This is a genomic window from Nonomuraea sp. NPDC049625 (assembly GCF_040675285.1).
Taxonomy (GTDB): Bacteria; Actinomycetota; Actinomycetes; order Streptosporangiales; family Streptosporangiaceae; genus Nonomuraea; species Nonomuraea angiospora_A.
In genome coordinates this window covers 314,362-336,337 of the sequence record NZ_JBFAOQ010000009.1, presented here as the reverse complement: position 1 = coordinate 336,337, position 21,976 = coordinate 314,362, and the positions used below count along the sequence as shown (strand labels likewise).

At 71.6% G+C, this 21,976-nt stretch carries 18 protein-coding genes; 7 read left to right on the top strand and 11 right to left on the bottom strand.

The features are described 5' to 3' along the window. Positions 1-114: 114 nt before the first annotated feature. The 3 genes from secD (at position 115) to AB0J87_RS35980 (ending at position 4,096) form a co-directional block, all read left to right on the top strand. Positions 115-2,328, top strand: a complete 2,214-nt coding sequence (gene secD / locus AB0J87_RS35990; protein ID WP_363972532.1) for a protein translocase subunit SecD — start codon at positions 115-117, stop codon at positions 2,326-2,328. 52 nt (positions 2,329-2,380) lie between these two features. Beyond that, the gene (locus AB0J87_RS35985; protein ID WP_350726981.1) at positions 2,381-2,707 is read left to right on the top strand and encodes a hypothetical protein; all 327 of its coding nucleotides are present in this window, start codon (positions 2,381-2,383) and stop codon (positions 2,705-2,707) included. 168 nt (positions 2,708-2,875) lie between these two features. Next, the gene (locus AB0J87_RS35980; protein ID WP_363972527.1) at positions 2,876-4,096 is read left to right on the top strand and encodes a MalY/PatB family protein; all 1,221 of its coding nucleotides are present in this window, start codon (positions 2,876-2,878) and stop codon (positions 4,094-4,096) included. Positions 4,097-4,107: 11 nt separating this feature from the next. Here the strand turns inward: AB0J87_RS35980 and AB0J87_RS35975 are convergent, their stop codons facing one another. The 4 genes from AB0J87_RS35975 to AB0J87_RS35960 all read right to left on the bottom strand — a co-directional run bounded on the left by AB0J87_RS35975 (position 4,108) and on the right by AB0J87_RS35960 (position 9,476). Then, positions 4,108-6,201 carry a SpoIIE family protein phosphatase gene (locus AB0J87_RS35975; RefSeq protein WP_363972524.1) on the bottom strand — a complete coding sequence of 698 codons (2,094 nt, stop codon included), beginning with the start codon at positions 6,199-6,201 and terminating at the stop codon, positions 4,108-4,110. Positions 6,202-6,429: 228 nt separating this feature from the next. Continuing rightward, entirely contained in the window at positions 6,430-7,044 is a 615-nt protein-coding gene (locus AB0J87_RS35970; protein ID WP_363972521.1) for a TetR/AcrR family transcriptional regulator, read from the bottom strand. 124 nt (positions 7,045-7,168) lie between these two features. After that, the gene (locus tag AB0J87_RS35965) at positions 7,169-8,572 is read right to left on the bottom strand and encodes an L-fucose/L-arabinose isomerase family protein (RefSeq protein WP_350726985.1); all 1,404 of its coding nucleotides are present in this window, start codon (positions 8,570-8,572) and stop codon (positions 7,169-7,171) included. Between the two features lie 88 nt (positions 8,573-8,660). After that, on the bottom strand, positions 8,661-9,476 hold the full coding sequence (locus AB0J87_RS35960; RefSeq protein WP_363972516.1) for an alpha/beta fold hydrolase: 816 nt from the start codon (positions 9,474-9,476) through the stop codon (positions 8,661-8,663). 82 nt (positions 9,477-9,558) lie between these two features. Here AB0J87_RS35960 and AB0J87_RS35955 point away from each other — a divergent pair, with 82 nt between their 5' ends. Beyond that, positions 9,559-10,155: a TetR/AcrR family transcriptional regulator gene (locus AB0J87_RS35955; RefSeq protein ID WP_363972513.1), complete on the top strand. Its 597-nt coding sequence runs from the start codon at positions 9,559-9,561 to the stop codon at positions 10,153-10,155. 3 nt (positions 10,156-10,158) lie between these two features. On the opposite strand, the gene AB0J87_RS35950 is transcribed toward AB0J87_RS35955, so the two are convergent. The 6 genes from AB0J87_RS35950 to AB0J87_RS35925 form a co-directional block, all read right to left on the bottom strand. Continuing rightward, positions 10,159-11,637, bottom strand: coding sequence for a S8 family serine peptidase (locus AB0J87_RS35950; RefSeq protein WP_363972510.1), 1,479 nt, complete (start codon positions 11,635-11,637; stop codon positions 10,159-10,161). Positions 11,638-11,674: 37 nt separating this feature from the next. Further along, entirely contained in the window at positions 11,675-11,923 is a 249-nt protein-coding gene (locus AB0J87_RS35945; protein WP_350726989.1) for a hypothetical protein, read from the bottom strand. A gap of 73 nt (positions 11,924-11,996) precedes the next feature. Next, a complete protein-coding gene (locus AB0J87_RS35940) occupies positions 11,997-13,292 on the bottom strand; it encodes a xylan 1,4-beta-xylosidase (protein WP_363972506.1) in 1,296 nt (431 codons plus the stop codon). 168 nt (positions 13,293-13,460) lie between these two features. Next, the gene (locus tag AB0J87_RS35935; RefSeq protein WP_363972503.1) at positions 13,461-14,333 is read right to left on the bottom strand and encodes an NAD(P)H-binding protein; all 873 of its coding nucleotides are present in this window, start codon (positions 14,331-14,333) and stop codon (positions 13,461-13,463) included. Positions 14,334-14,380: 47 nt separating this feature from the next. Next, positions 14,381-15,256, bottom strand: a complete 876-nt coding sequence (locus tag AB0J87_RS35930) for a hypothetical protein (protein ID WP_363972500.1) — start codon at positions 15,254-15,256, stop codon at positions 14,381-14,383. After that, positions 15,253-15,801, bottom strand: a complete 549-nt coding sequence (locus AB0J87_RS35925; protein ID WP_363972497.1) for an RNA polymerase sigma factor — start codon at positions 15,799-15,801, stop codon at positions 15,253-15,255. The genes AB0J87_RS35930 and AB0J87_RS35925 overlap by 4 nt, the downstream gene beginning before the upstream one ends. A gap of 237 nt (positions 15,802-16,038) precedes the next feature. On the opposite strand from AB0J87_RS35925, the gene AB0J87_RS35920 reads away from it, so the two are divergent. From AB0J87_RS35920 to AB0J87_RS35910, 3 genes are all read left to right on the top strand, one after another. Then, positions 16,039-17,031 (top strand): sporulation protein, encoded by a 993-nt coding sequence (locus tag AB0J87_RS35920; protein ID WP_350726994.1) that lies wholly within the window; start codon positions 16,039-16,041, stop codon positions 17,029-17,031. Positions 17,032-17,221: 190 nt separating this feature from the next. Beyond that, on the top strand, positions 17,222-18,196 hold the full coding sequence (locus AB0J87_RS35915; RefSeq protein ID WP_363972493.1) for a hypothetical protein: 975 nt from the start codon (positions 17,222-17,224) through the stop codon (positions 18,194-18,196). A gap of 129 nt (positions 18,197-18,325) precedes the next feature. Further along, entirely contained in the window at positions 18,326-20,389 is a 2,064-nt protein-coding gene (locus tag AB0J87_RS35910; protein WP_363972490.1) for an alpha/beta hydrolase-fold protein, read from the top strand. Here AB0J87_RS35910 and AB0J87_RS35905 read toward each other — a convergent pair. Continuing rightward, positions 20,361-21,839 carry an Nramp family divalent metal transporter gene (locus AB0J87_RS35905; protein WP_363972487.1) on the bottom strand — a complete coding sequence of 493 codons (1,479 nt, stop codon included), beginning with the start codon at positions 21,837-21,839 and terminating at the stop codon, positions 20,361-20,363. The two genes, AB0J87_RS35910 and AB0J87_RS35905, sit on opposite strands and share 29 nt — an antisense overlap. Positions 21,840-21,976 lie beyond the last annotated feature (137 nt).

The following is a 21,976-nucleotide window of genomic DNA, read 5'->3' as shown; positions in this document are numbered from 1 at the left end:
CCGGCCGCCGACGTCCCCGCCGCCCGCCGGCCGGCGGCGGCCCCCGCGCGGGGGCCTCCCTCCACAGGGTGCTGAAGATCCCCCTTTCGCACATCTGAGCCTGTGGAGGCTTTCATGTTCCGTGCGCCTGTTTGGCGTGCGGTGACGGCCCTTGCCGTCATCGCGATCTCCTTGATCCTGGCCCTGGTCAGCGCCCCGCGCCTGGGCCTGGATCTACGCGGTGGCACCCAGCTCGTCTTCGAGACGAGGGACTCGCCCACCGTCAAGGCCGACTCGGCCGCCACCGACCGCGCCCTCGACGTGCTCCGCCAGCGGGCGGACGCGCTCGGCGTGGTCGATCCCACCCTGGTCCGCTCCGGCGAGCGGCGGATCATCGTCGAGCTGCCCGGCGTGCTCGACCCGCGGCAGGCGGCCGAGGTCATCGGCCGTACCGCGCAGCTCGCCTTCCACCCCGTCCTCGGCAACGAGGGTGACGTACGTGACGAGAACGGCGGGAAGTTGCGGCTCGGGCCCGCCGCCATCACCGGCGACGGCATCGCCGACGCCGTCCAGCAGAGCGACCCCCAGCGCGGCCCCGGCTGGTGGGTGAGCATCGACTTCCGCGACGCCGGCGCCTGGCAGCGGATGAGCGGCGCGGCGGCGTGCGAGCCGGTGGGCGATCCCAAGCGCCGGATCGCGATCGTGCTCGACAACGAGGTCATCTCCTCGCCGCCGCTCGACCCGTCGATCCCCTGCCGTACCGGCATCTCCGGCGGGAGCGCCGACATCACGGGCTCGTTCACCCACGACGAGGCCCGCGACCTGGCCGTGCTGATCAAGGGTGGCGCGCTGCCCGTGCCGCTCACCATCGTCGAGCAGCGTACGGTCGGCCCGACGCTCGGCGCGGCGGCCATCGACGCGAGCGCCAAGGCGGCGATCGCCGGGCTGGTCCTGACGGCCGCCTTCATCGTCGCGGTCTACCGGATGTCCGGGCTGCTCTCGACGCTCGCGCTCGCCTGCTACGGCCTGATCTCGTACGCGGCGCTGGTGGCGATGGGGGCGACGTTCACGCTGCCCGGGCTGGCCGGGTTCGTGCTGGCGATCGGCATGGCCATCGACGCCAACGTGCTGGTCTTCGAGCGCGCCAGGGAGGAGTACGACCAGGGGCGCGGCCGCCGCGGGCTGAAGGCGGCCCTGGACCGGGGGTTCAGGAACGCCTGGAGCGCCATCGCCGACTCCAACGTCACCACCCTCATCGCCGCGGGCCTGCTGTTCTGGCTGGCCTCGGGGCCGGTCAAGGGCTTCGGCGTGACGCTGGCCGTCGGCGTGCTGGCCTCGCTGGTCTCGGCCATGCTGATCACCCGCGTGCTCGCCCACGCCGTCATCGGCCGGGTCGGGCCGCGCCTGTCGGGCCTGGGCTCGCCGGGAGCCGTACGGACCTGGCTGACGCGCAGGAACCCCCAGCTCATGAAGGCCAGAAGGCTGTGGCTGGCGGTCGCGGGCACGCTGGTGGCGGCGGCCGTCGCCGGGCTGCTCGCCCGCGGGCTGAACTTCGGCGTGGAGTTCACCGGCGGGCGGCTCGTCGAGTTCGCCACCGCCAAGCCCCTGTCGGCCGACGCGGCGGGGCAGGCCGTCTCGCGTGCCGGGTTCCCCTCGGCGGTCGTGCAGGCCAGTGGTGACGGCGTCACCGTACGCGCCGGGCGGCTCGGCCTGGACGACGTGGCCAGGATCGAGCAGGAGCTGGAGCGGCAGGCGGGGGAGGTGACCAAGCGGAGCGAGGAGTTCGTCGGCCCGAGCCTGGGCGAGGAGCTGCGCCGCAACGCCCTCGTCGCGCTCGGCGTGGCCGTGTCCATGCAGCTGGCCTACCTGGCGATCCGGTTCAGGTGGACGTTCGGCGCGGCGGCGGTGCTGGCGCTGCTGGTGGACGTGACCGTGGTGGCGGGTATGTTCGCGTGGCTCGGCAAGCCGGTCGACGGGATCTTCCTGGCCGCGATGCTGACCATCGTCGGCTACTCGGTCAACGACAAGGTCGTGGTCTTCGACCGGGTACGCGAGCTGTGGTCGCCCCGCAGCCCGTTCGTCACGGCGGTGAACTCGGCCATCCTGCAGACCATGCCGCGCACGGTCAACACCGGCCTCGGCGCGCTGTTCATCCTGCTCGCGCTCATGGCCTTCGGCGGGGACTCCCTGCGGGACTTCGCGCTGGCGCTGGTGACCGGGATCGTGACGGGCACGCTGTCGTCCGCCTTCGTGGCCGGGCCGCTGGCCGTCTGGCTGGCCCGGTACGACCGCAAGCCGCCTCCGGGGCCGCCCGTCAAGCGCCGGCGCGTCTCCGGAGCCGTGGTTTAAGTCCTTATTTGGGGACTTGAAAGTCCTCGTATGGGGATATAGCGTGATCCGCATGTATGCGATAGTCAGGCACTACAGCGCGGACGCGAGCGCGATCACCGAGATGGTGAAGCACGTGGACCGGGAGTTCGCCGACCGCGTCCCCGAGCAGGTGGGGTCGGTCCTCTACACCGCCGTCGACACCGGCGGGGGGACCGTGATGACGATCACGATGTTCGGGGACGCGGAGGCGGCCTCCCGCGCCGAGAGCGCGGTGATCGGGGTTCAGGAGAGCCTCGGGGCCCGGTTCGGGGTGCGGGAGACCGCCGTCGAGCGGGGGGAGGTGATGGTCAGCCGCGCCACGCCGTCCGTCGTCGGACGGGTCAGGTTCGAGCCGTAGGCGCCGCTGCGACGACGGGGTCAGCGGGCTGTCCGGCTCCGTCACGATCACGCCGGCCATTCACGCTGCTTATTGCCGCATTCGGCAGGAGCCTCTGGCCGGGCCGTCGGCACTCGCCTAACCTTGCTGGTCAATCATCGAGCGGGAGAGGGCCACGAGGTGAATCGGATGAAGAGGGCAGGTTCCGAAGGGCGGGCCGATCCTCTCGTGCGGCTGTCGCTCGAACAGCTACGCGAGCGCACGAGCATGAAGTGGCGCGCGCACCCCGATGACGTGCTCCCGCTCTGGGTGGCGGAGATGGACGTGCCGCTGGCCCGTCCCATCGCCGACGCGCTGCACCGAGCGATCGACCTCGGCGACACCGGATACCCGTACGGGACCGCCTACGCCGAGGCTCTCGCGGAGTTCGCCCGCCGGCGATGGCGGTGGGACGGCCTGCGCATCGAGCACACGGCCGTCGTGCCCGACGTCATGATGGGCATCGTCGAGGTCCTCCGCCTGATCACCGGCCCCGGGGACGCGGTCGTCGTGTGCTCGCCGGTCTATCCGCCCTTCTACGCGTTCGTCACGCACGACGCGAGGAAGATCGTCGAGGCGCGGCTCGGCCCGGATCTGCGGGTCGACCTCGACACCCTGGAAGAGGCGTTCGTCCGCGCGCGGAGCCAGGGCCGTCGCGCGGCGTTCCTGATGAGCAACCCGCACAACCCGACCGGCGTCGTCCACACCCGTGATGAGTTGCAGGCGATCGCCCAGCTCGCCCGAAAGCACGGCGTCCGGGTGATATCCGATGAGATCCACGCCCCGCTCGTGTTGCCCGGAGCCACTTTCGTCCCGTTTCTCGGCATCGAAGGATCCGAGAACGGCTTCGCGCTGGCCTCCGCGTCCAAGGCCTGGAACCTCGCCGGTCTCAAAGCGGCCCTGGTCATCGCGGGCGCGGACGCCGCCGACGACCTCCGGCGCATGCCCGAGGAAGTCGGTCACGGCCCCAGCCACCTGGGCGTCATCGCGCACACCGCGGCGTTCCGCGCGGGCGGAACCTGGCTCGACGAGCTGATACTCGGCCTCGACGCGAATCGCACCCTCCTGGGTCAACTCATCGCGGAACACCTCCCTGAGGCGCGTTATCGACCGCCCGAGGGCACCTACCTCGCCTGGCTCGACTGCACCTGGCTCGGCCTGCACGAGGAGGGGCAGAGCGACGAGCTCGGCGTCGTCAGCGACGTCGCAGGACCGGCGAAGCTGTTCCTCGACCGCGCCCGCGTCGCCGTGAGCTCAGGGCACGTCTTCGGCTCCGGCGGGGCCGGCTGCGTGCGGCTCAACTTCGCCACGTCGCCGGACATCCTGCGCCAGGCGCTGTCCAGGATGGGTCGCGCCGTGCGCGAACTCTGAAGGCCGGCGCCTCACGTCCTGCAGAGGAGCACCGCGATGTCGTCCATGCGCTGCTCGGCCGTGGCCTGCTTGATGAGCGACTCGGCCAGGTCGTGCAGGGGCTGGCCGGGCGAGGGCGTGAAGCGCTCGGCCAGGTCGTCGATGGCCTCGCCGATGCTGCGGCCCGGCTCCTCGATGAGGCCGTCGGTGTAGAGGGCCAGGACGGAGCCGGGCGGCATCGGCACCTCCGTGGTGGCGTACTCGGAGTCGGGGTCCACACCGAGCAGCAGCCCGGGGGAGGAGTCGATGGCCTCGGTACGCCACCCGGGCCGGCCGAACAGCGGCGGCAGGTGCCCCGCGCTGGCCAGGCAGGCGATGCGCTTGCGCAGGTCGATGTTGACGTACAGGCAGCTGGTGAACCGGTCGGGGGACAGCTCGCTGAGCAGCCGGTTGGTGCGCGCGAGCACCTCGCCCGGGCTGGCCCCGGAGGTGGCGTGGGCGTGGATGGCGGTGCGCACCTGGCCCATGAGGGCGGCCGCGGTCACGTCGTGGCCCTGCACGTCGCCGATGACCGCCGCGGCCATGGTGTCGGTCAGGCGGATGAGGTCGTAGAAGTCCCCGCCGATGTCCATTCCCGGGGTGGCGGGCAGGTAGTGGGCGGCCAGTTCGAGGCCGGAGATCTCGGGCAGCCTGCGCGGCAGCAGGCTCTTCTGCAGGCATTGGGCGAGCTGGTGCTTGACGTCGTACAGCCGGGCCCGCTCGTACGCCTGCGCGATCAGCCCCGCGAGCGCGGTCAGCGTGGCCCGCTCGCTGGTGCAGAACTGGTGCGGCCGGTTGTAGGCGAGGACGCACGTGCCGATCGGATGGCCCGAGATGACCAGCGGCAGGAAGGCCCAGGCGGACATGTCGTCCGAGCGGACGGCACCCGGGTACGCCTTGCGCAGCTCGTCCCAGGTGGAGAAGAACGTCGGCTGGCCGGCGTCGAAGGAGTGGTTGGCCGGGTCCGGCGGGATCACGGGACGGCCGTCGAACTCCTGGATGGCCTGCGGGCTGTAGCCGCGCGAGGCGTCCACGCGCAGCCGGCCGCCCTTCGAGGTCAGGATGGCCAGGGCCTGGACGTTGTAGACGGGCATGACGTGGTCGGCCACCAGGTCGACCACCTCCTGCGCGGTCACCGCCCGCGAGAGCTTGGTCGCCAGGTACAGGACCTCGTGCAGCGCGACGTTCTGGGCCGGCCGCTCGGCTCCGGCCGCCAGGTGACCCGGGCCGCGGGCGCCGACGGCCGGCGTGATGCGCACGGTGATCCCGGACAGGCCGGGGAAGAACCGGAGCGACAGCTGGCGCCCGGCGGGGTTGCGTATCGTGAAGTGGGTGACCTGGCGGCCGACGACCGCGGCGCGGTAGGCGTCCTCGTACGCGGGGTCGTTCATCCACGGCAGCGCCTGGTCCAGGCGTTTGCCGAGCAGCTCGGACGCGGAGCTGAGCAGCAGGTCGGCGGCCGGGGCGCTGAGGAGGGTCACGCGCCCGTTCACGTCCAGCGCGCCGTGGCCCTCGGGCAGCCGGTTCAGGCAGTCGAGCGCGATCAGGTCGGGTCGCGGGTCGGCCTTGCGCTTCGGGTCCAGCACCCGGGGCCGCGGCCCCGGCTTGATCGGCTGCCCCTGCTCGGCGGCCTCCTGGAGCACCTCGGCCATCTGGCCGCTGATGTCCTCGATCCGGTCGAGCTGGCGCTGGGTCAGCCGGCTCACCCGCCCCGCCGGCCACAACAGCACGAAGCCGCCCCAGACGGTGCCGTCGGAGATGAGGGGGTGCGCAGCGGACGCGAAGTCGTACGGCACGGACAGCGCCGCCGACGGGAACTCGCGCGCCAGGCCCTCCCTGTCGGGGACCCAGACCAGCCGCTGCTCGCACACCGACGTGGCGATCGGCGCGCGGTCGTTCGTCCTGACCCTGGCCCACGCCTTGGCGATCATGGGGGGAAGCCCCAGCTGACTGTCCATCTTCAGGACGTCGCCGTCCTCGTCCAGGAGGTAGAGGTTGCCGATGTGCGCCCGTGTGCTGACGACGGCTTCGACCAGCAGCTCGTCCAGGAGGGACGAACCGGTCGTCAGGGCGCCGTTCCCCCGCACCGCCTCAGCCCGTCTCGCTCACGACGTGCGAGCGCCCGAATTGTCTGAAACCTCGCATATGGGCAGAATACACGCACGCATGTAGCAGATTGCTTACGGTGTGCCAGGGTGTAGATCTAGCGGAGGGGCGCCGCGGAAGATCTCGCTTGACGTGTTCGCGAAATGTTCGTCATGAAGCGGCCCTCCCGTTCGGAGATTCTTGAAGCCCTCTCCGCGGGGCGGCGACGATCACGCGGACAGCTTGAGCGCCCGGTCGAGCAGCTGATGCATGTGCGCGCGGAAGCGCCGCAACGTGCGGGGATCGTCGGTGTTGCGGCGCTGCCCGGTCCCGTCGAGCACCCCGCTCAGCGTGAACCCGTGGATGCACCAGATCATCGTGTACGTGGTGAACTGCGCGTCGGCGTCCGCGGGCTTGGCGATCGCGTCGATGCTGTCGATGGCGCGCTGGGTCAGCGGCTGGGCGTTGAGCGGCTCCAGATCGATGTCGCTGGCGTCGGACAGCCAGCGGTGCATCCACAGCGCGGGCACCTCCGGATGCTCGGCGCACAGGTCGATGTACCCGTCCACGAACCGGTGCAGCGCCTCCGGCCGCCGCTCGGGCGGCGTGTCCCGCAGCTCGTCGGCCCTGGCCACGATGACCTCGGACAGCACCCGGTGGGCCTCCTCCATGACCGTGAGGTAGAGCCCCCGTTTGGTGGGGAAATGCGCGCTGAGGGCCGCCGTGTCCAGCCCCGCGGCCTCCGCGATCTGCTCGGTGGAGGTGCCGTCGTAGCCGAGCGCGGCGAACAGCCTGGTCGCCGTCCGCAGGATCAACTCCCGCTCGCCGCCTTCTGGAGAGCCCATGGACGCGACCCTAGATCCGGAGCGGCATGCTGCCCGTTAATCGATCGACAAGCGGAGGTAAAAGTAGTCCCTCGAACACCCTTGCCGGGCCCCGGCGGCCCGGGCCCGGCGGGGGCGCCCGGGGTCACACCTGGATGTAGTCCGTTTCCAGCAGGTGGGCCAGGGCCTTGAGCTCGGCGCCGCGGTGGCCGGTGCCGAGGGCCCAGTGGTGGGACATGCCGGTCGCGCTCCAGTCGTCGGTCCACTCGCCGGGGTCCCGGCCGAAGTCCACGCGGGACGTCGTGTTCCCGATCTGCAGGTGCGGCCCGTCCACGGTCTCGCCCTCCGAGGCCACCAGGGCGAAGCGGCCGTCGCGGCGCTGGATGATCCCGAACGCCGTCACCGGCCCGTGCTTGACGTCGAACTCCACGGAGACGCCCCAGCCCCGCTTCCCGTGGTACACGCCGAGCCCGCGCAGCAGCGGCCTGCGGGCGCTGATGGCCAGGTGGGCGGGGCCGTCGTGGCCCATCTCGACGTGGCCCCGGTGGAAGTCCAGCGCCTGGAGCTCGGTGAACGACCCGCCCGCGCCCATCCGGTCCATGATCAGCATGGCCAGGCTGGTGCGCAGCTCGAACTCGCCGGCCGCCGGGATGCCGCGCGCGGTGAGCAGGGACGCGCCCAGGATCATCCCGGCCCCCAGCCGCTCGTGCGTCTCCCCGTCCAGGCCGCGGTGATAGTACGCCAGGCTGTCCAGCGAGAAGTCCTCCACCAGCCGGTCCAGGCCGACGGAGACGCGGCAGGCCCACTCGAGGTCGACGGCGTTGACGCTGTCGGCCAGCTCGAAGATCTTCTCGGTCTCGGCGCGCTTGGCGGCGACCTCGGCGTCGGTGACCTTCTCCACGCGTACCCGCAGGTCGTCGAACTCCAGCACCTCGACGTGCCCGCCGAAGTTCGCCGAGACGAGCGTGAGGTCGGTGGAGACGTCCAGCATGCCGGGGTAGAGGTGCCCCATCAGGCCGTGCCGGCCGTGCCGCAGGGCCGCGCGGGCCCCGGCGGCCCGCACCCAGCTCGTGATGCGGGCCCAGGCGCGCTCGTCCTCCAGGTAGCCCGACACCGACCGGAACGGGATGCCGCACCGCTGGAAGGCGTTGGCCATCTCGGGCAGCGGGCAGGCGCCGCAGTAGGCGAGCCACTGGCCGGTGTCGAACGTGGCGTGCTCCATCGACTCGGTCGGCTGCAGGTTGATCAGCAGCACGGGCGCGCCGCTGCGCTGTGCGATGGGCACGAGCATGGTGGCCGTCATGTACGTGGTGAGGAACCCGACGATGAGGTCGCAGTCCGCGGCCCGCAGCTTCTCGGCCGCGACCGCGCCCTCCTGGGCGTCGGAGATGAACCCGACGTCCACGATCTCCGCGTCCAGCTCCCGCATCCGTTCGGAGACCCGGTCGGCCGATCGCTGGAGCTGGGGGAGCAGGTCGGGGAACTGCGGCCAATATGCGCCCAGCCCGCCGGCGACCAGTCCGACACGGGTCTTCGTCTTGCTTGCCACGGTGATGCCCTCCTGAGGGGTGAAGGGTGGGTGCCGGGAGAGTTTCGGACAAAAGTATAGATCTTTTCCGAAACCTCACCATAGGGCATCAAGAGTGGAGCGTGCGGTCCAGGAAGTCCACGACCGTGCGGGCCAGGGTCAGCCGGTGATCGGACAAGGCGTGGTCGGTGGGGAAGAGGTGGTGCTCCAGCCGCGGCACCGGATACGCCTCGTAGGCCCGGACCAGCGGATGGTGGTGCGTCTCGGCGGGCGTGACGGGGTCGCGTCCCGTCCCGACGAGCAGCACGGGCCGGTCGGCCAGGCGCGGCGCGAGCGTCGCCAGGCTCCACTCCTGCCCCGCCTCCTCCATCTCGGCGACCAGCGCCGCGGCGCTGGTGCCCTGGAGCGGCAGCAGCTCGCCCTCCCAGTCCCGGAGGAACCCCTCCCGCGCCGCCGGGTCCGCCAGGCAGGCCGCCGCGCCCGCGCCCACGTCGAACGCCGCCACCGAGGCGACCGCGCGGACCGCGGGGTCGGCGGCGGCCGTCATCAACGCCGCGAACCCGCCCATGCTGTGCCCCACCACGCCCAGCCGCGCCGGATCCAGCCGGGCGTCCAGGCGTACCGACTCCACCACGCGGGCCGCGTCCTCCAGAAGGTGGTGCCATGAGTAGGTCCCGCCCACGCCCCACGACCCCCGGTAGTGGAAGACCAGCGCCGCGTAGCCGGCCCGGCGCAGCGCCTGGGCCAGGTCGAAGTTGCGCTCGTTGCCCGGGAACCCGTGCAGCAGCACCACGATCGGATGGGGTCCGGGCCCGGCCGGGAGGTGCAGGACGCCGAGCAGCCGGTGGCCGCCGCTCTCGAACGTGACCGCGGGCGTGCTGGCCGGCGGCTCGAGGGTGGCGGGAGGGTCGTACACGTCGGTCACGCGGGTCTCCGTACGTCATCGAACCGGTCGTTTCGATGTGAAACTTAGCAGAGACTTGGAACCGGCCGGTACCATCTGACGCATGCCCGTACCCAAAGGCGCGTCCCTCGACCCCGTCCAGACCCGGGCGACCATCCTGCGCGCCGCCACCGGCCTGCTGTACGAGCGCGGCCTCGACGGCATCGGCGTGGCCGAGCTGTGCGCGACCGTCGGCGCGTCCAAGGAGACCCTCTACCGGCACTTCGGCTCGAAGGACGGGCTGGTCGAGGCCGTGCTGGAGGCCCGCAGCGACCACGTCGTACGCTGGCTGCGCGAGGCCGCGGAGGCGGCCGGCGACGACCCGGCCGCTCAGCTCGCCGCGGTCTTCGACGCGCTCGCCGGCTGGTACGCCGAGCCCGCCTTCCGCGGCTGCGCGATCGTCAACGCGTCCGCCCAGTGGCACGACGGCGTCCCGCGCACCGTCGCCGCCCGGCACCTCGACCGCCACCTCGACCTGCTGACGGGAATCGCCCGCCGGGCCGGGGCCCGGCAGCCGGAGGTCCTGGGCAGGCAGTTGCTGATGCTGGTGGAGGGCGCCACCGTGCTGGCCGACCACCACGGCGAGCGCGACGCCGCCGCCACGGCCAAGCAGGCGGCCCTCGCCCTGCTGCGAGGGCAGGGCGAGGGCAGCGCCGGATAGCCGTCAGCGCGGCGGCGGGAGGGTGTGGAGGTTGCGCGGCGTGACCGAGCGGGCCAGCCGGTACGCGGCCTCCGCGTTCACGAGCCCGGACCCGGTCGGCCCGTCGTAACCGTCGGTGGCTACCTCGCCCATCGCGCTCTTGCCGTCGACCACGTCCCGCGCCGACGCCTTGAGCACGGCCTTGACCAGGCTCGGCGACAGCCCCGGCTGCGCCTGCTTGAGCAGCGCGCACACCCCGGCGATCTGCGGTGAGGCCGCGCTGGTGCCGCTGATCACGGCCCAGCCGTCGTCCTTGCCCGTGCCGTCCTTGTTCGGGTAGCCGGGTCCGGCCAGGCTCGTGTCGATCTCGTCGCCCGGCTCGACGGGCAGCATGATGTAGATGGCCCGCGGCTGCTTGCCGACCAGGCCGCACACGTCGGGCACGTGCCGCCCGGCGTAGATGAGGCTGTCGAAGCTGCTGGCGTAGTCGGAGGCCTCCATCCTGAACTCGCCGTTGGCCATCGTCTCGTCCACGAAGACGCCGCCGACCGCGATGACGTCCGGCATCATCGCCGGGAAGGCGACGTGGCCGTTGCCCGCCGAGAAGCAGACGACGATGCCGCGCTCGCGTACCGCCTCGATGACCGCCAGCTCCAGCGGGCGCAGCGCGTTCGGCAGGGAGGTGACGCCGGGCAGGTGGAAGCCCCAGCTGTTGGTCATGACCGCCGGCGACAGGTCGGAGGCCGTCTTGAAGGCGAGCGTGGGGTTGGCCCCCATCTTGACGCCGACGAAGTCGATGTCGCGGGCGCTGGCGAAGATGTTCGCGGCCTCGGCGGTGCCGTGCCCGTACTCGTCGTGCTGCACCGCGGTGGCGTCGGGAGCGAGCGTGGCGTTGTAGTTGTAGCCGTGGTGGTCGTAGAAGGGGTGCCGGTAGAAGCCCGTGTCGGGCATCGCGACCAGCACGCCGCGGCCCGTCACCCCGCGGTCGTGCACCTGGTGCGCGCGCAGGAGGAGCGCCACGTCGTCGGGCACCCGCAGGTGGTGGTAGCCGACGCGGGGCGGGATGGGGGAGGGCCCGAAGAAGCGCGGCGGGGCCTGCGGGTAGGCCCGCTCGATGTACGGCTCCAGGTCCGGCGGGATCGAGAACGGCTCGCCGCTCACGTGCGACAGATAGGACACCTGGGCGCCGGTCGTGGAGGTCACGTCCGGCGGCCGGCCGGTCAGCTCGGCCTGGCGCACCTCGACGTGGGTGCCGAACGTGCTCTCCCACAGCGACCGGGGTCCCTCGCCGCTGATGGAGTACGTGCCGACGTGCCGTACCGTGAAGCCCTTGGCCTGCAGCGCGTTCGCGGTGCGCTCGGCGAGGCCGGGGGCCGGCTTGAGCTGGTCGAGGCTCGCGGTCTGCGCCGCCGAGGATTCGGCGAACATCGAGGCGCCGCTCTCCGGCCGCAGGGCCGCTTCGAAGTAGACGGTGTCCTCACGTCGCTCGGTCATCGTGGTCATGTCGCTCCTTTGCGAGATGAGACCGGTGGACGGGTCGTCAGAGGGCGTGGAAATCGGGCGGCTCCACCCGGTGCACGGCGACCACGTCTCCGCTCAGCTCGGCGGGCACCGCCGGCTGAGGCAGGCCGAACACCCGCTCCCACACGTCCCTGGGCGCGCTGACGCTGATCGTCGTCCCGATGTGGAGCACCTTGAGGCCGAGCCGCGCCAGAGCGGCAGCCGCCTGGCGCTGCCGGCCGGGCGCCGCTTCGACCTCGGCCGAGACGATGTCACCCTCAGCGGCCATGCCCTCAGGCTCCGCCCGCGGGGCACGCCGCGACACAGGGGACGGCCCAGGGATTACCCTGGGGTTGCGACCCTCAGCGGCCGGTCCACTTGATCTCGTACGCCTTGAGCGCGTACTCCTTGCCGTCCACGGTCGTGGTCACGTCGGAGTCCGCGGTGTTGACCAGCAGCAGCTGCTGCGGCTGCGCCAGCACCCTGACCTTGGCGTCCGACGAGGTGACCTGGTCCAGCTCGGCCCCGGCGGGGAACCACTTGACGAAGTTCGCCAGCAGCCGACCGGTGTCCGTCTCGGCGCCGCTGCGCGTGTCCCACAGGCACGGCCGGCAGTCGCGGTCCTTGGCCTGCGGGTTCCAGTACAGGGCCGTGGCGGCGCCGCTGCGCGCGAACTCGATCATCGAGGCGGCCTGCACCGCGAGCCGCTTGTTCTCGGGCCAGGTGGTGCCGTCCTCGGGCACGAAGTACCACTCCGACCACCAGACCGGCAGGTCGCCGACCTTGTCCCGCAGCCACTTGGTGACCGCGCCGAACTTCGCCAGCGCCCCGAACTCGTCGGGCAGCAGCTCGTGCGCGTCCGTGGGCGAGGCGCCGTCGACCACGACGAAGTCGGCGCCCTTCTTGTTCTCGAACCAGTAGTTGAAGGCGTCCAGGACGTTCTGGTTGACGACCCCCCAGTCGCCGCGCAGCTCGGAGTCGCCGCGCTCGTTGCTGTCGAAGCCGAGGTACGGGCCGCCGACCTTGGCGTCGGGCCGGGCCCGCTTCACCGCGGCGTACACCTTGTTGTACAGCTCGGTGTAGCCCTTGTAGTCCGCGGGCTTGGAGTGGTCGCGCCAGAAGCCCTTGAACTCGTTCCAGACCATGAAGTACTTGACGTCCTTGTACCGCGTGGCCACGGCCGCCGCCAGCTTGGCGAAGTCGTCGAAGTGTTCGGGGTAGGGGGCGTCCTCCAGGTGCTCCCTCCAGGCCGACTCCTCGGTGGGGCCCTGGGGGCCGCCCTTCATCCAGTCGGGGGCGCAGCAGAGCGTGAGGACGGGGACGCCGCCGGACTCCCTCATCAGGTTGATCCGGCTGTCGAGGTCCTCCCAGAAATACTGCCCCGGGTAGGGCTCGGGGTTGAGCGCCCCGAACCCCATGATGTGCTGGTTCTGCAGCATCGGGGTCTGCGAGAGCCGTCCGGCGACGTCGCGTTCGAACTGGGGGTTGATGTTGTTGGCGCTGACACCCGTATGGGTGAAGCCCCAGCGCGGCCAGCCGTCGTCCACCTTTGGCGGCGCCTCGGGCGCCGGCTGGGACGAGGCGGGAGCCTGCTGCTGCTCCTGCTGGGCGCCCGTGGTCCCCTTCTCCGCGGGCCCGGCGGTGGAACAGCCGGTCATGGCCAGTGCCATCACGGCCGCTAAGACGCTCGCTCTGCCGAGCCTCCGCAAGATCGATCCCCCGCTAGTCGATGCCACCCGGTTCTCACCTGATCCTCGCCACTGGTATACCGTCTGTAGCGTTCCATGGGTGGCCCAAAAGGGGCACATCGGGAGCGGGGTTCACAGCTAATCGTTATCCGCGAAGAGACCGGCGTGGTCCCGCGCCCACTCGGCGAACGTCCGCGCGGGGCGGCCGAGGATCTTCGTCACCTCCTCCGTCACGGGATGGGGCCGGGAGCCGCCCCTGGCGTACCTGTCCATGAGGGCCCGTACGAACGGCTGCGGCAGGCCGTTCCCGACCATGGCCCGCTCGGCCGCCTCCGGCGGGATCTCCTGGAAGCGCAGCGGCCGGCCGATCGCCTCGCCGATGACCCGCACCATCTCCTCGTGGGTCAGCGACCGCGGGCCGGTCAGCTCGACCCGGCGCCCGGCCAGGTCGCCGGTGAGCAGCGCGCGGGCGGCCACCTCGACCAGGTCCCGGTCGTCGAGCGGCGCCTCCTGGAACGACGCGTGCACGTACCGGACGGTGTCGCCGGCGCGGATCTGGGCGCTCCAGGAGTTGACCGCGTTGGACGCGAACGATCCGGCCCGCAGGCTGGTCCAGCTCAGCCCGCTGCCGGCGGCGGCGGTCTCGGCCTCCTTGTTCCGGTCGCCGCGGTAGCGGGAGGGCTGCTGGTCGAGCGGGTCGTCGATGTTCATCGCCGACAGGGCGGCCACGCGCGTCGCGCCGCGCTCCTTGGCCAGGGCGAGCAGCTCGCCGGCCGCGTCGCCGATGGCGCGCGAGTGCAGGAAGACGGCGGTGACGCCGTCCAGGTGCCGGGCCAGAGTGCCCGGCCTGGCCGGGTCGCCCTCGACGACCTCCGCCCCGGCCGGGAGCCGCGCCCCGTGCGGGGCGCGGCTGACGGCCCGGACCTCGGCGCCTTCGGCGAGAAGCAGCTCGACCAGGGGGCGCCCGATGGCGCCGGTCGCGCCGGTCACCAGGATCGTGTTCTGTGTCATGCCCCCTGAGAGGCGGCCCGGCGTCCGGAGTGTGACATCGGATCCGGTCAGAATCCGGGCGGCGGGGTGGCCGACGGGCCCGGCACCACGTGCAGGACGATCGCGCCGTCGTTGTAGGATTCCGCCTCCGCCACCCGCCAGCCGGGATCGATGCGGGAGGCGGGCACGTCGGCCTCGAAACGAACGCCCTTTTCGTCGTTCGGCAGCGGCCAGTCGAGCTCGTAGGCCACCTTCAGGTGGTGCTCGCGCACGACGCCTGCCGCCTCGGCCGCCGAGCTTCCCCGGAGGTTCACCCCGGCCAGCGCCTCGCCCGGCCAACTGGCGTCGACGGGGAAGTCGTACTTCTCCCCGGGCTTCGCCGGGCGGCCCAGCCTGACCTCCGCGGGCCCCTTGATGTCCGCGGTGACACGGAAGGCCGTAATGCAGTCTTCGACCCGCTCAGGGCAGCTGTCCCCGGCGAACGTCGCTATTGCGTCGGGGTCGGACTTCTCGAATCCGAAGACGGAGCCTGCCGGCATTCGCGGCGAAACGGGGAACAACGTCACCGTGAGGTTGTCCAGGCCGACCTTGTGGAAGGCCTTCTCCAACTCGGCGGGATCAGGATCCCCTTCGGTGAAGTAGAAGGCGTACTCGTCGCCGACGCGGTCGATCGTCACGGCCTGGCTGGCGTACACCTGCTCGGACCGTCCGATCAGGGACGGCCCGATGACGACGGCTCCCGCCAGGGCGGCGGCCACGGCCAGGCCGAGCAGGGCGCGGCGCGGGGAGGGCATGAACCGGCGCCGGGCCTGAGCGGGTTCCAGCGCGGGTTCCAGCGCGACGATCCGGGCCAGCAGCGCGTCCGCCCCCGCGGTGGACGCCCGGCCGGTCAGGTTCTCGTCCAGCACCCTCGCCCGGCTCCTGAAGATCTGGTCGTTGTTCACCGTGCCTCCTTCTCGACGAGCGGTTGCGATGCGAAACGGGCCGGCGGCCGGGCCTGCTCCAGCGCCTTGGCGAAGCGTTTGCGGGCCCGGTGCAGGCGGATGCGGGCGGCGTTGCGGGAGCAGTCCAGCACCTGGGCGATCTCGCCGGGGTCGAGCCCCTCCCACAGGGCCAGGGCGAGCAGCTCGCGATCGGCGTCGGAGAGCATGCTCATGGCCTCGTCCACGCCGTCGTGCCCGCTCTCGGGGGAAGGAGCGGCGTAGAGGTATTCGATCTCTTCCGTGAGTTCGGTGTGCCGGGTGAGGCGGCGCCGCTCGCCGCGGCGGTGGTTGGCCAGGACCCGCCGGGCCACGCCGTACAGCCATAACCTGCCGGACTCGCCGTCCGGGAGTTCGGCGATCCGCCGCCAGGCGATCACATAGGTCTCGGCCACGACGTCGGCGGCGTCCTCCGGAGAGGAGCACCGCCGTACGGCGTAGCCGAGGATCTGCTCGTGAGTTCGCCGGTAGACCGCCTCGAACCGGGACCGGTCATCTTGTTCATTCACGCGTCGTCCTCGTCAGAGCGGGGGTTTCAATTCCTACGTGTCCGCGGCCGACGGGAGAATTTCAGCGACCGCGTCCACGCCTCCGGCGGCCTCACCCCGCGTTCCGAAGGGGTGGCTTTGGGGTAAAGCGGGGCAAAGCACCCAGAGAAGCCGGGCTCCGGAACTCCAGGGACAGCGTTGATCGTTGTGGCCAGCGGCAGACAACCCAACCCGATCTTCAACAGGGAGAACAGAGCCGTGGTCTTCAAACGGATGCTGGGAGCGTTCGGCGTCGGCGCGCCTTCGGTGGACACCGTGCTGTCCACCCCGCGGACCCAGCCGGGCGGCACGCTGCGAGGAGAGGTACGGCTCAAGGGCGGCGACTTCGACGCCGAGATCGAGCACGTCACCCTCGGCCTGGTGGCGAGGGTCGAGATCGAGCACGGCGACGGCGAGCACGGCGGGCTCGGCGAGTTCGCCAGTTCGCGGGTCTCCGGGCCGTTCACGCTGCGCAAGGGGGAGGATCGCGTCATCGGGTTCGAGCTGCCGGTGCCGTGGGAGGCGCCGATCAGCGAGATCGGCGGGCAGCCGCTGACCGGGATGGCGGTCGGCGTTCGTACGGAGCTGGCCATCGCCAAGGCCGTCGACAAGGGCGACCTCGACATGATCGCGATCGAGCCGCTGCCGTCGCAGCTGCGCATCCTGGAGGCGTTCCTGGGGCTCGGGTTCGGGTTCAGGTCGGCCGACCTGGAGGCGGGTCACCTGTACGGGGTGCACCAGCAGCTGCCGTTCTACCAGGAGATCGAGTTCTACCCGACCGGCCACTACGCCGGCCAGGTGGGCGAGGTCGAGGTGACGTTCGTGGCCGACCCCGCGGGGCTCGAGGTGGTGCTGGAGGCGGACAAGCGCGCCGGCCGCTTCTCGTCGAACGACGCCATCGGCCGCTTCCACGTCAGCCACGACGACGCGCTGCGTACCGACTGGGCGGGGGAGCTGGGCCGCTGGCTGGACGGCCTGTCGCAGTACGGGCCGGCCCATCACGGCGGGCACTACGACCCGCACCACGGCGGACACTACGACCCGCACCACCATGGCGGGCACCATGGCGGGCACCACGACGAGCACCGCGGCGGTCCGGGCTGGGGCACGGTGGCCGCCGCCGGTGCCGCGGGCGTCGTGGGTGGCCTCGTCGCGGGCGAGATCGTCGAGGAGATCTTCGAGGGGGACGACGACGAGGGCGGCGACTGGTGACCCCTTAGCGCGGCTCCTGCGGCGACCGGCACCCCCGGTCGTCGCAGGCCGCGCCGGGTGTCCAAGGCGAAGCGCTCCGTGATCGTAACCGTGCAACCGGGTTGTAAGTGGGACGAAAGCCTCGACGATAGGTTGAAGATCGTTACCCGATCGATTCCGATCTGAAGGAGCCGACGTAATCAGCACCACTATGTGGAGCGAACTGCGCATCACCTCCGCGCCGCAGCTGTCGATCTCGATCTCGCCTCACCTGACCGCGCTCGCCATGATCGCCGACGCTCTCGCGGGCCGCCGCCGCGGCCTGCCGGAGCTCTGGCGCAAGGCGATCAGCTCACGAGTCAGCCCGCAGGGGCACCAGGCGGTACGCCCACTCGCCGCCCCCGGCTACTCCGTGGTCCCCGACAGCATCGTGCCGCGTACCCCCATCGGCGGGGACATCTCCGTGCAGGCCCAGATCGGCGCCCTGCGCGACCTTCCACCCGACAACCTGATCAAGGACCTGGAGCAGGCGTTCGGCCAGGGACCGCTGCCCGCGCACTGGCGCTCGGCGGCCGAGCGGCCCGACCGCTGGATGCACGGCTACACCGCCGCCCTCGGCTCCGTCTGGAACACCACCGAGCCCGTGTGGAGGCGGGCCCGCGCGCTGCTGGACAGGGAGGTCCGGCGGGTCGGCGTCGCCGCCGTCCGCGGCGGCCCCGAACTGCTGCTCGGCGCCCTCAACAGCCGCATCATGTACGGCGAGCGCGGGCTGCTCATCGCCGACGTGGAGTCGAGCACGTTCGAGCTGGGCAATCGCAGGATCGTCCTGGTGCCGATGCTGGCGGGCAAGGACGCGGTCATCGTCAGCCTGGACCACGACGAGGCCGTCTGGATCGCCTACCCGGTGCCCGGAGCGGAGACGCTGTGGCAGCGGCCCGTCGCACCGGCGCTCGACGACTTGTCGGCGCTGGTCGGGCCGGTGCGCGCGGACCTGCTCGCCGCGATCGGGCAGCCCATGACCATGAGCATGCTGGCGGCCGGCATGCAGGTCGCGCCGAGCAGCATCACGTACCACTGCGACCGGTTGAGCGCCGCCCAGCTGATCACCAGGGAGCGGCGCGGGCGCGAGGTGTGGATCACCCGCACGCAGCGCGCGGAGGAACTGCTGGAGGTGTTCCGCCGCTGAGCCGGAGGCGCGCCGGGCCACCCGCCCGGCGCGCCCGGCCGGTAGGCGGTTGACACCGCCACACCTTCACCACGAAACTCTCCCGAAACACCGCAAGGTGCGTACTGTAAACGTTTACGGGAGCGGTTGATGCGCAAACCCCGCTGGCTCGCCGTGTTCGCCGTCCTGGCGTCACTGACCTTCCTGGCCGCTCCGGGCGAGACGGAGGTACGGGCGGGCGGCACGCTGGCCGCCGGCTCCGCCCCGTCGCGGGCACTGGGCGAGAACATCGCCTTCAACGTCTACCTGCCCACCGGCTACGACCGCGGCACCGACCGCCACCCCGTGCTCTACCTGCTCCACGGCCGGGGCGACACCATGCAGGCGTGGACCCGGGTCAAGACCCTGCTCGACGACATGATCCGTACCAGGCGCATCCCGCCCGTCATCGCCGTCATGCCGGACGCCCCCTGGAGCGAGCGTGGCAGCTGGTACGCCGACTCGCGCTACACCGGCGCCGACCTGCCGGGAAGGCCGGTCGAGACGGCCCTGACCAGGGACCTGGTGGCGTACGTGGACGCGACGTACCGTACGGCGCCCATCAGGGAGGCCCGCCTGGTCGGCGGGTACTCGATGGGCGGCGCGGGCGCGCTGCGGTTCGCGCTCGCGCACCAGGACCTGTTCAGCGCCGCCGCCGTGCTCAGCCCGGCCGTCTACACGCCGCTGCCGCCGTCCGACTCCTCCGCCCGCGACTACGGGGCGTTCGGCAAGGACGGCGAGAAGTTCTCCGACGAGGTCTACCGGGAGCTCAACTACCCGGCCCTGCTGCCGAAGCTGGATCCCGACCTGCCGGTGCGGCTGTTCGTGGCGGTCGGCGACGACGAGTACGCCAACCCGGACCCCGCCGACGCCCGCCACGACCTGGACTTCGAGTCCGCCGCCCTCTACAACGCCGCCCGGCGCTCGCCCGCGCTCTCCGCGCAGCTGCGCGTCCTGGACGGCGGCCACGACTGGACGGTGTGGGAGCCCGCCTTCGAGCAGGCCATGGCCGAGCTCGGCCCGGGCCTCAGCGTCACGCCGCCGACCGGCCTGCCCGCCCCGCTGTACGGAACGGCCGGCCCCGACTGGGCCGGGGGAGTGGCGGCCCACGCGGACGGCTCCCTGACCATCGGGTACGCGGCCGGCGGGAACGCGGTCCTCACCCGCGTCGGCGGCTGGACCAAGCAGCTCGGCACCGCGGCCGACGAGCGGTTGTACGGCGTGGCGGCCCTGCCGGACGGCGGCGTGCTGGCGGCCGGCTACACCAAGGGCGACCTGGACGGGCGGCACGCGGGCAACACCACGGACGACGCGTTCGTGGCCAGCCTCGACGCCGCCGGGGCCGTCCGCTGGATCACGCAGTTCGGCGTGCCGGGCGTGGCCGACCGCCTCTACGGCCTGGCCGCCGCGCCCGACGGCGGCGCGTACGTCGTGGGCTACACCAAGGGTGCGCTGGACGGCGCCAACGCCGGCGACAAGGACGCCATCCTCGCCCGCCTCACTCCTGGCGGCGAGGTGTCCTGGATCAGCCAGTACGGCGGCGCGGGAGAGGACAAGGCCTACGGCGTCGCCGCGGACGCCTCGAACGTCTACGTGACCGGCGGGGCCGGTGCCGCTCTACCGGGCACGACCACGCCCGGCGGCTGGCTGGCCGCGTTCGCGACGGACGGCACCAGGAAGTGGGCCGCCACTGCGGGCGGCACCGCGAGCGACCGGCTGAACGCGGTGGCCGTCACCACGACGGGCCTGGCCGTGGCCACGGGCGGCGTCGGCGGGGACGCGTACACCGCCGCCTACACCAGCCAGGGCAAGCAGCGCTGGCAGCACACCCTCGCCACCCCTCTTGCCGAGGCCGGCGCCGCCGTGGTCCCGCTCGCGGGCGGCGAGGTCGAGGTCGCCGGGTACACCCGGGGCCGGGTGAGCGTACAGGCGGGCGGCGCCGACGTCCTGACGCTGCGCCTGGACGGCAGGGGCCGGCAGCGCGCCGCGGCCCAGCTCGGCACCGCCAGGGACGACGGCGTGGACGCCTTCGCCGAGCCCAACCTGTACGCGACCGCCACCCCGTCGGGCGAGATGGCGATCACGGGCCTGACCTACGGCGTCCCGAAGGGCGGCGACGCGCCGGGCAACGGCGACGTCTTCCTCGTCAGAACGTCACCAGCGGATCCCCGATGAAGTCGGCGATGAAGTTCACGAAGAAGAAGCCGAAGAACAGGAAGTTGAGCACGAGGATGACGTAGTGCCACGGGCGCGGGCGGGCCGGGCGCGGCAGCTTGCTGTTCAGGTACATGAGCAGGAACGGATAGATCAGCGCGCCCAGGTTCGACATGTTGGCCGACCACTCCACCAGGCCGACCGGCAGCGACTGGAAGATGATGATCGAGATGAGGACCAGCAGCAGGATCATGAACGGGTAGTAGAACCAGCGCGGGTCCCCCGCGATCAGGGCGCGCAGGCGCGGGCTGGTGGCGTTCGCCGCGTCGGTCGCCACCCGTACCATCGCCTCGAAGATGCCGAGCTGGGTGGAGAAGAGGATCAGCACGCCGATCACGAGCGCGGCGTAGAAGCTCACCGGCCCGTACTGGTCGCCGAGCGCGCTGGCCACGAACGTCGGCACGTTCGCCCGGGTGGGCTTCTCTCCGGCCATCGTGACGGCCTGCGCCATGAGGATCGTGGGTAACAGCATGCCGAGGATGGCTCCGACGAAGAACACGCCCCACATGTCGGTCAGCAGCAGCCGGTACCACCTGCGCCACAGCCCCCGGTTGAGCTCGTCGTCGGGGAACGTCACGCCGCTGGCCAGGATCTCGCGCCGCTCGCCGCGCAGGCCGGAGATGTAGCCGACGCGGTAGCCCATGCCGTAGCCCTTGTCGCGGTAGTGGCCCATGACGTACCAGTTCAGGCCCGAGGCCAGCGCGGTGAACCCGGCCAGGGCGCCGAGCTGCGTCGCCGTGATCCCGGCGGGCGGGGCGGCCGGGGTGAGGAAGCCGCGGATGCCCTCCCACCACTGGCTGAACGGCACCACGAGCAGGTCGACGGCCAGGAGGGCGAGGAGGATGGTGCCGACCATCAGCCAGTTCGCCAGCTCGAGCGCGCGGCTGACGCGCTTGGCCCCCGCGGTGATCAGGAACACCAGCACGAGCAGGCCGATGGCCCACCAGCGCGGCTCGAGGTCGTCGGCCGCGGGTGGGACGCCGTGGACCAGCGCGTACACACCCTGACCCGCCGACGCGGCCCATCCGCCCGCGATGAACGCGAAGATCACGATGAGCACGGACAGCGGCACCCAGAGCGGCCACCCCGGCGGCACCCGCCCCCAGCCGACCACCGGCGTCTCGCCGGTGGCGAGGACGTACCGCGAGCACTCGACGTTGTAGAACGTCTGCAGCAGCGCCGACACGACGATGACCCAGCCGACGCCGACGAATCCGTACTGGCCCACGTTCAGGGGGCCGAGCAGCCATTCACCGCTGCCGATGGAGATGCCGAGCGCGATCAGGCTCGGACCTATGGCGTACTTGAACAGTTCCTTGGTGCCGATCTTGGAGACCTTGAAGACCTCTTCCGGCGTGGGTAGGTCGGTGACTTCGAGATCCGGTCGGCTTACTCCGAGTGGGTGCGACATCTCACTGCCTCCTGCCGCCAGGGTGATCCTCAACTTGGTCGTCTACAAGACCCAAATGCATACAGAATGCGGAATGCCGAACCACGGGGCCATCAGGGTTGTGGGGTTACCGGTCGCTGACCCCTGACCCACAAGCC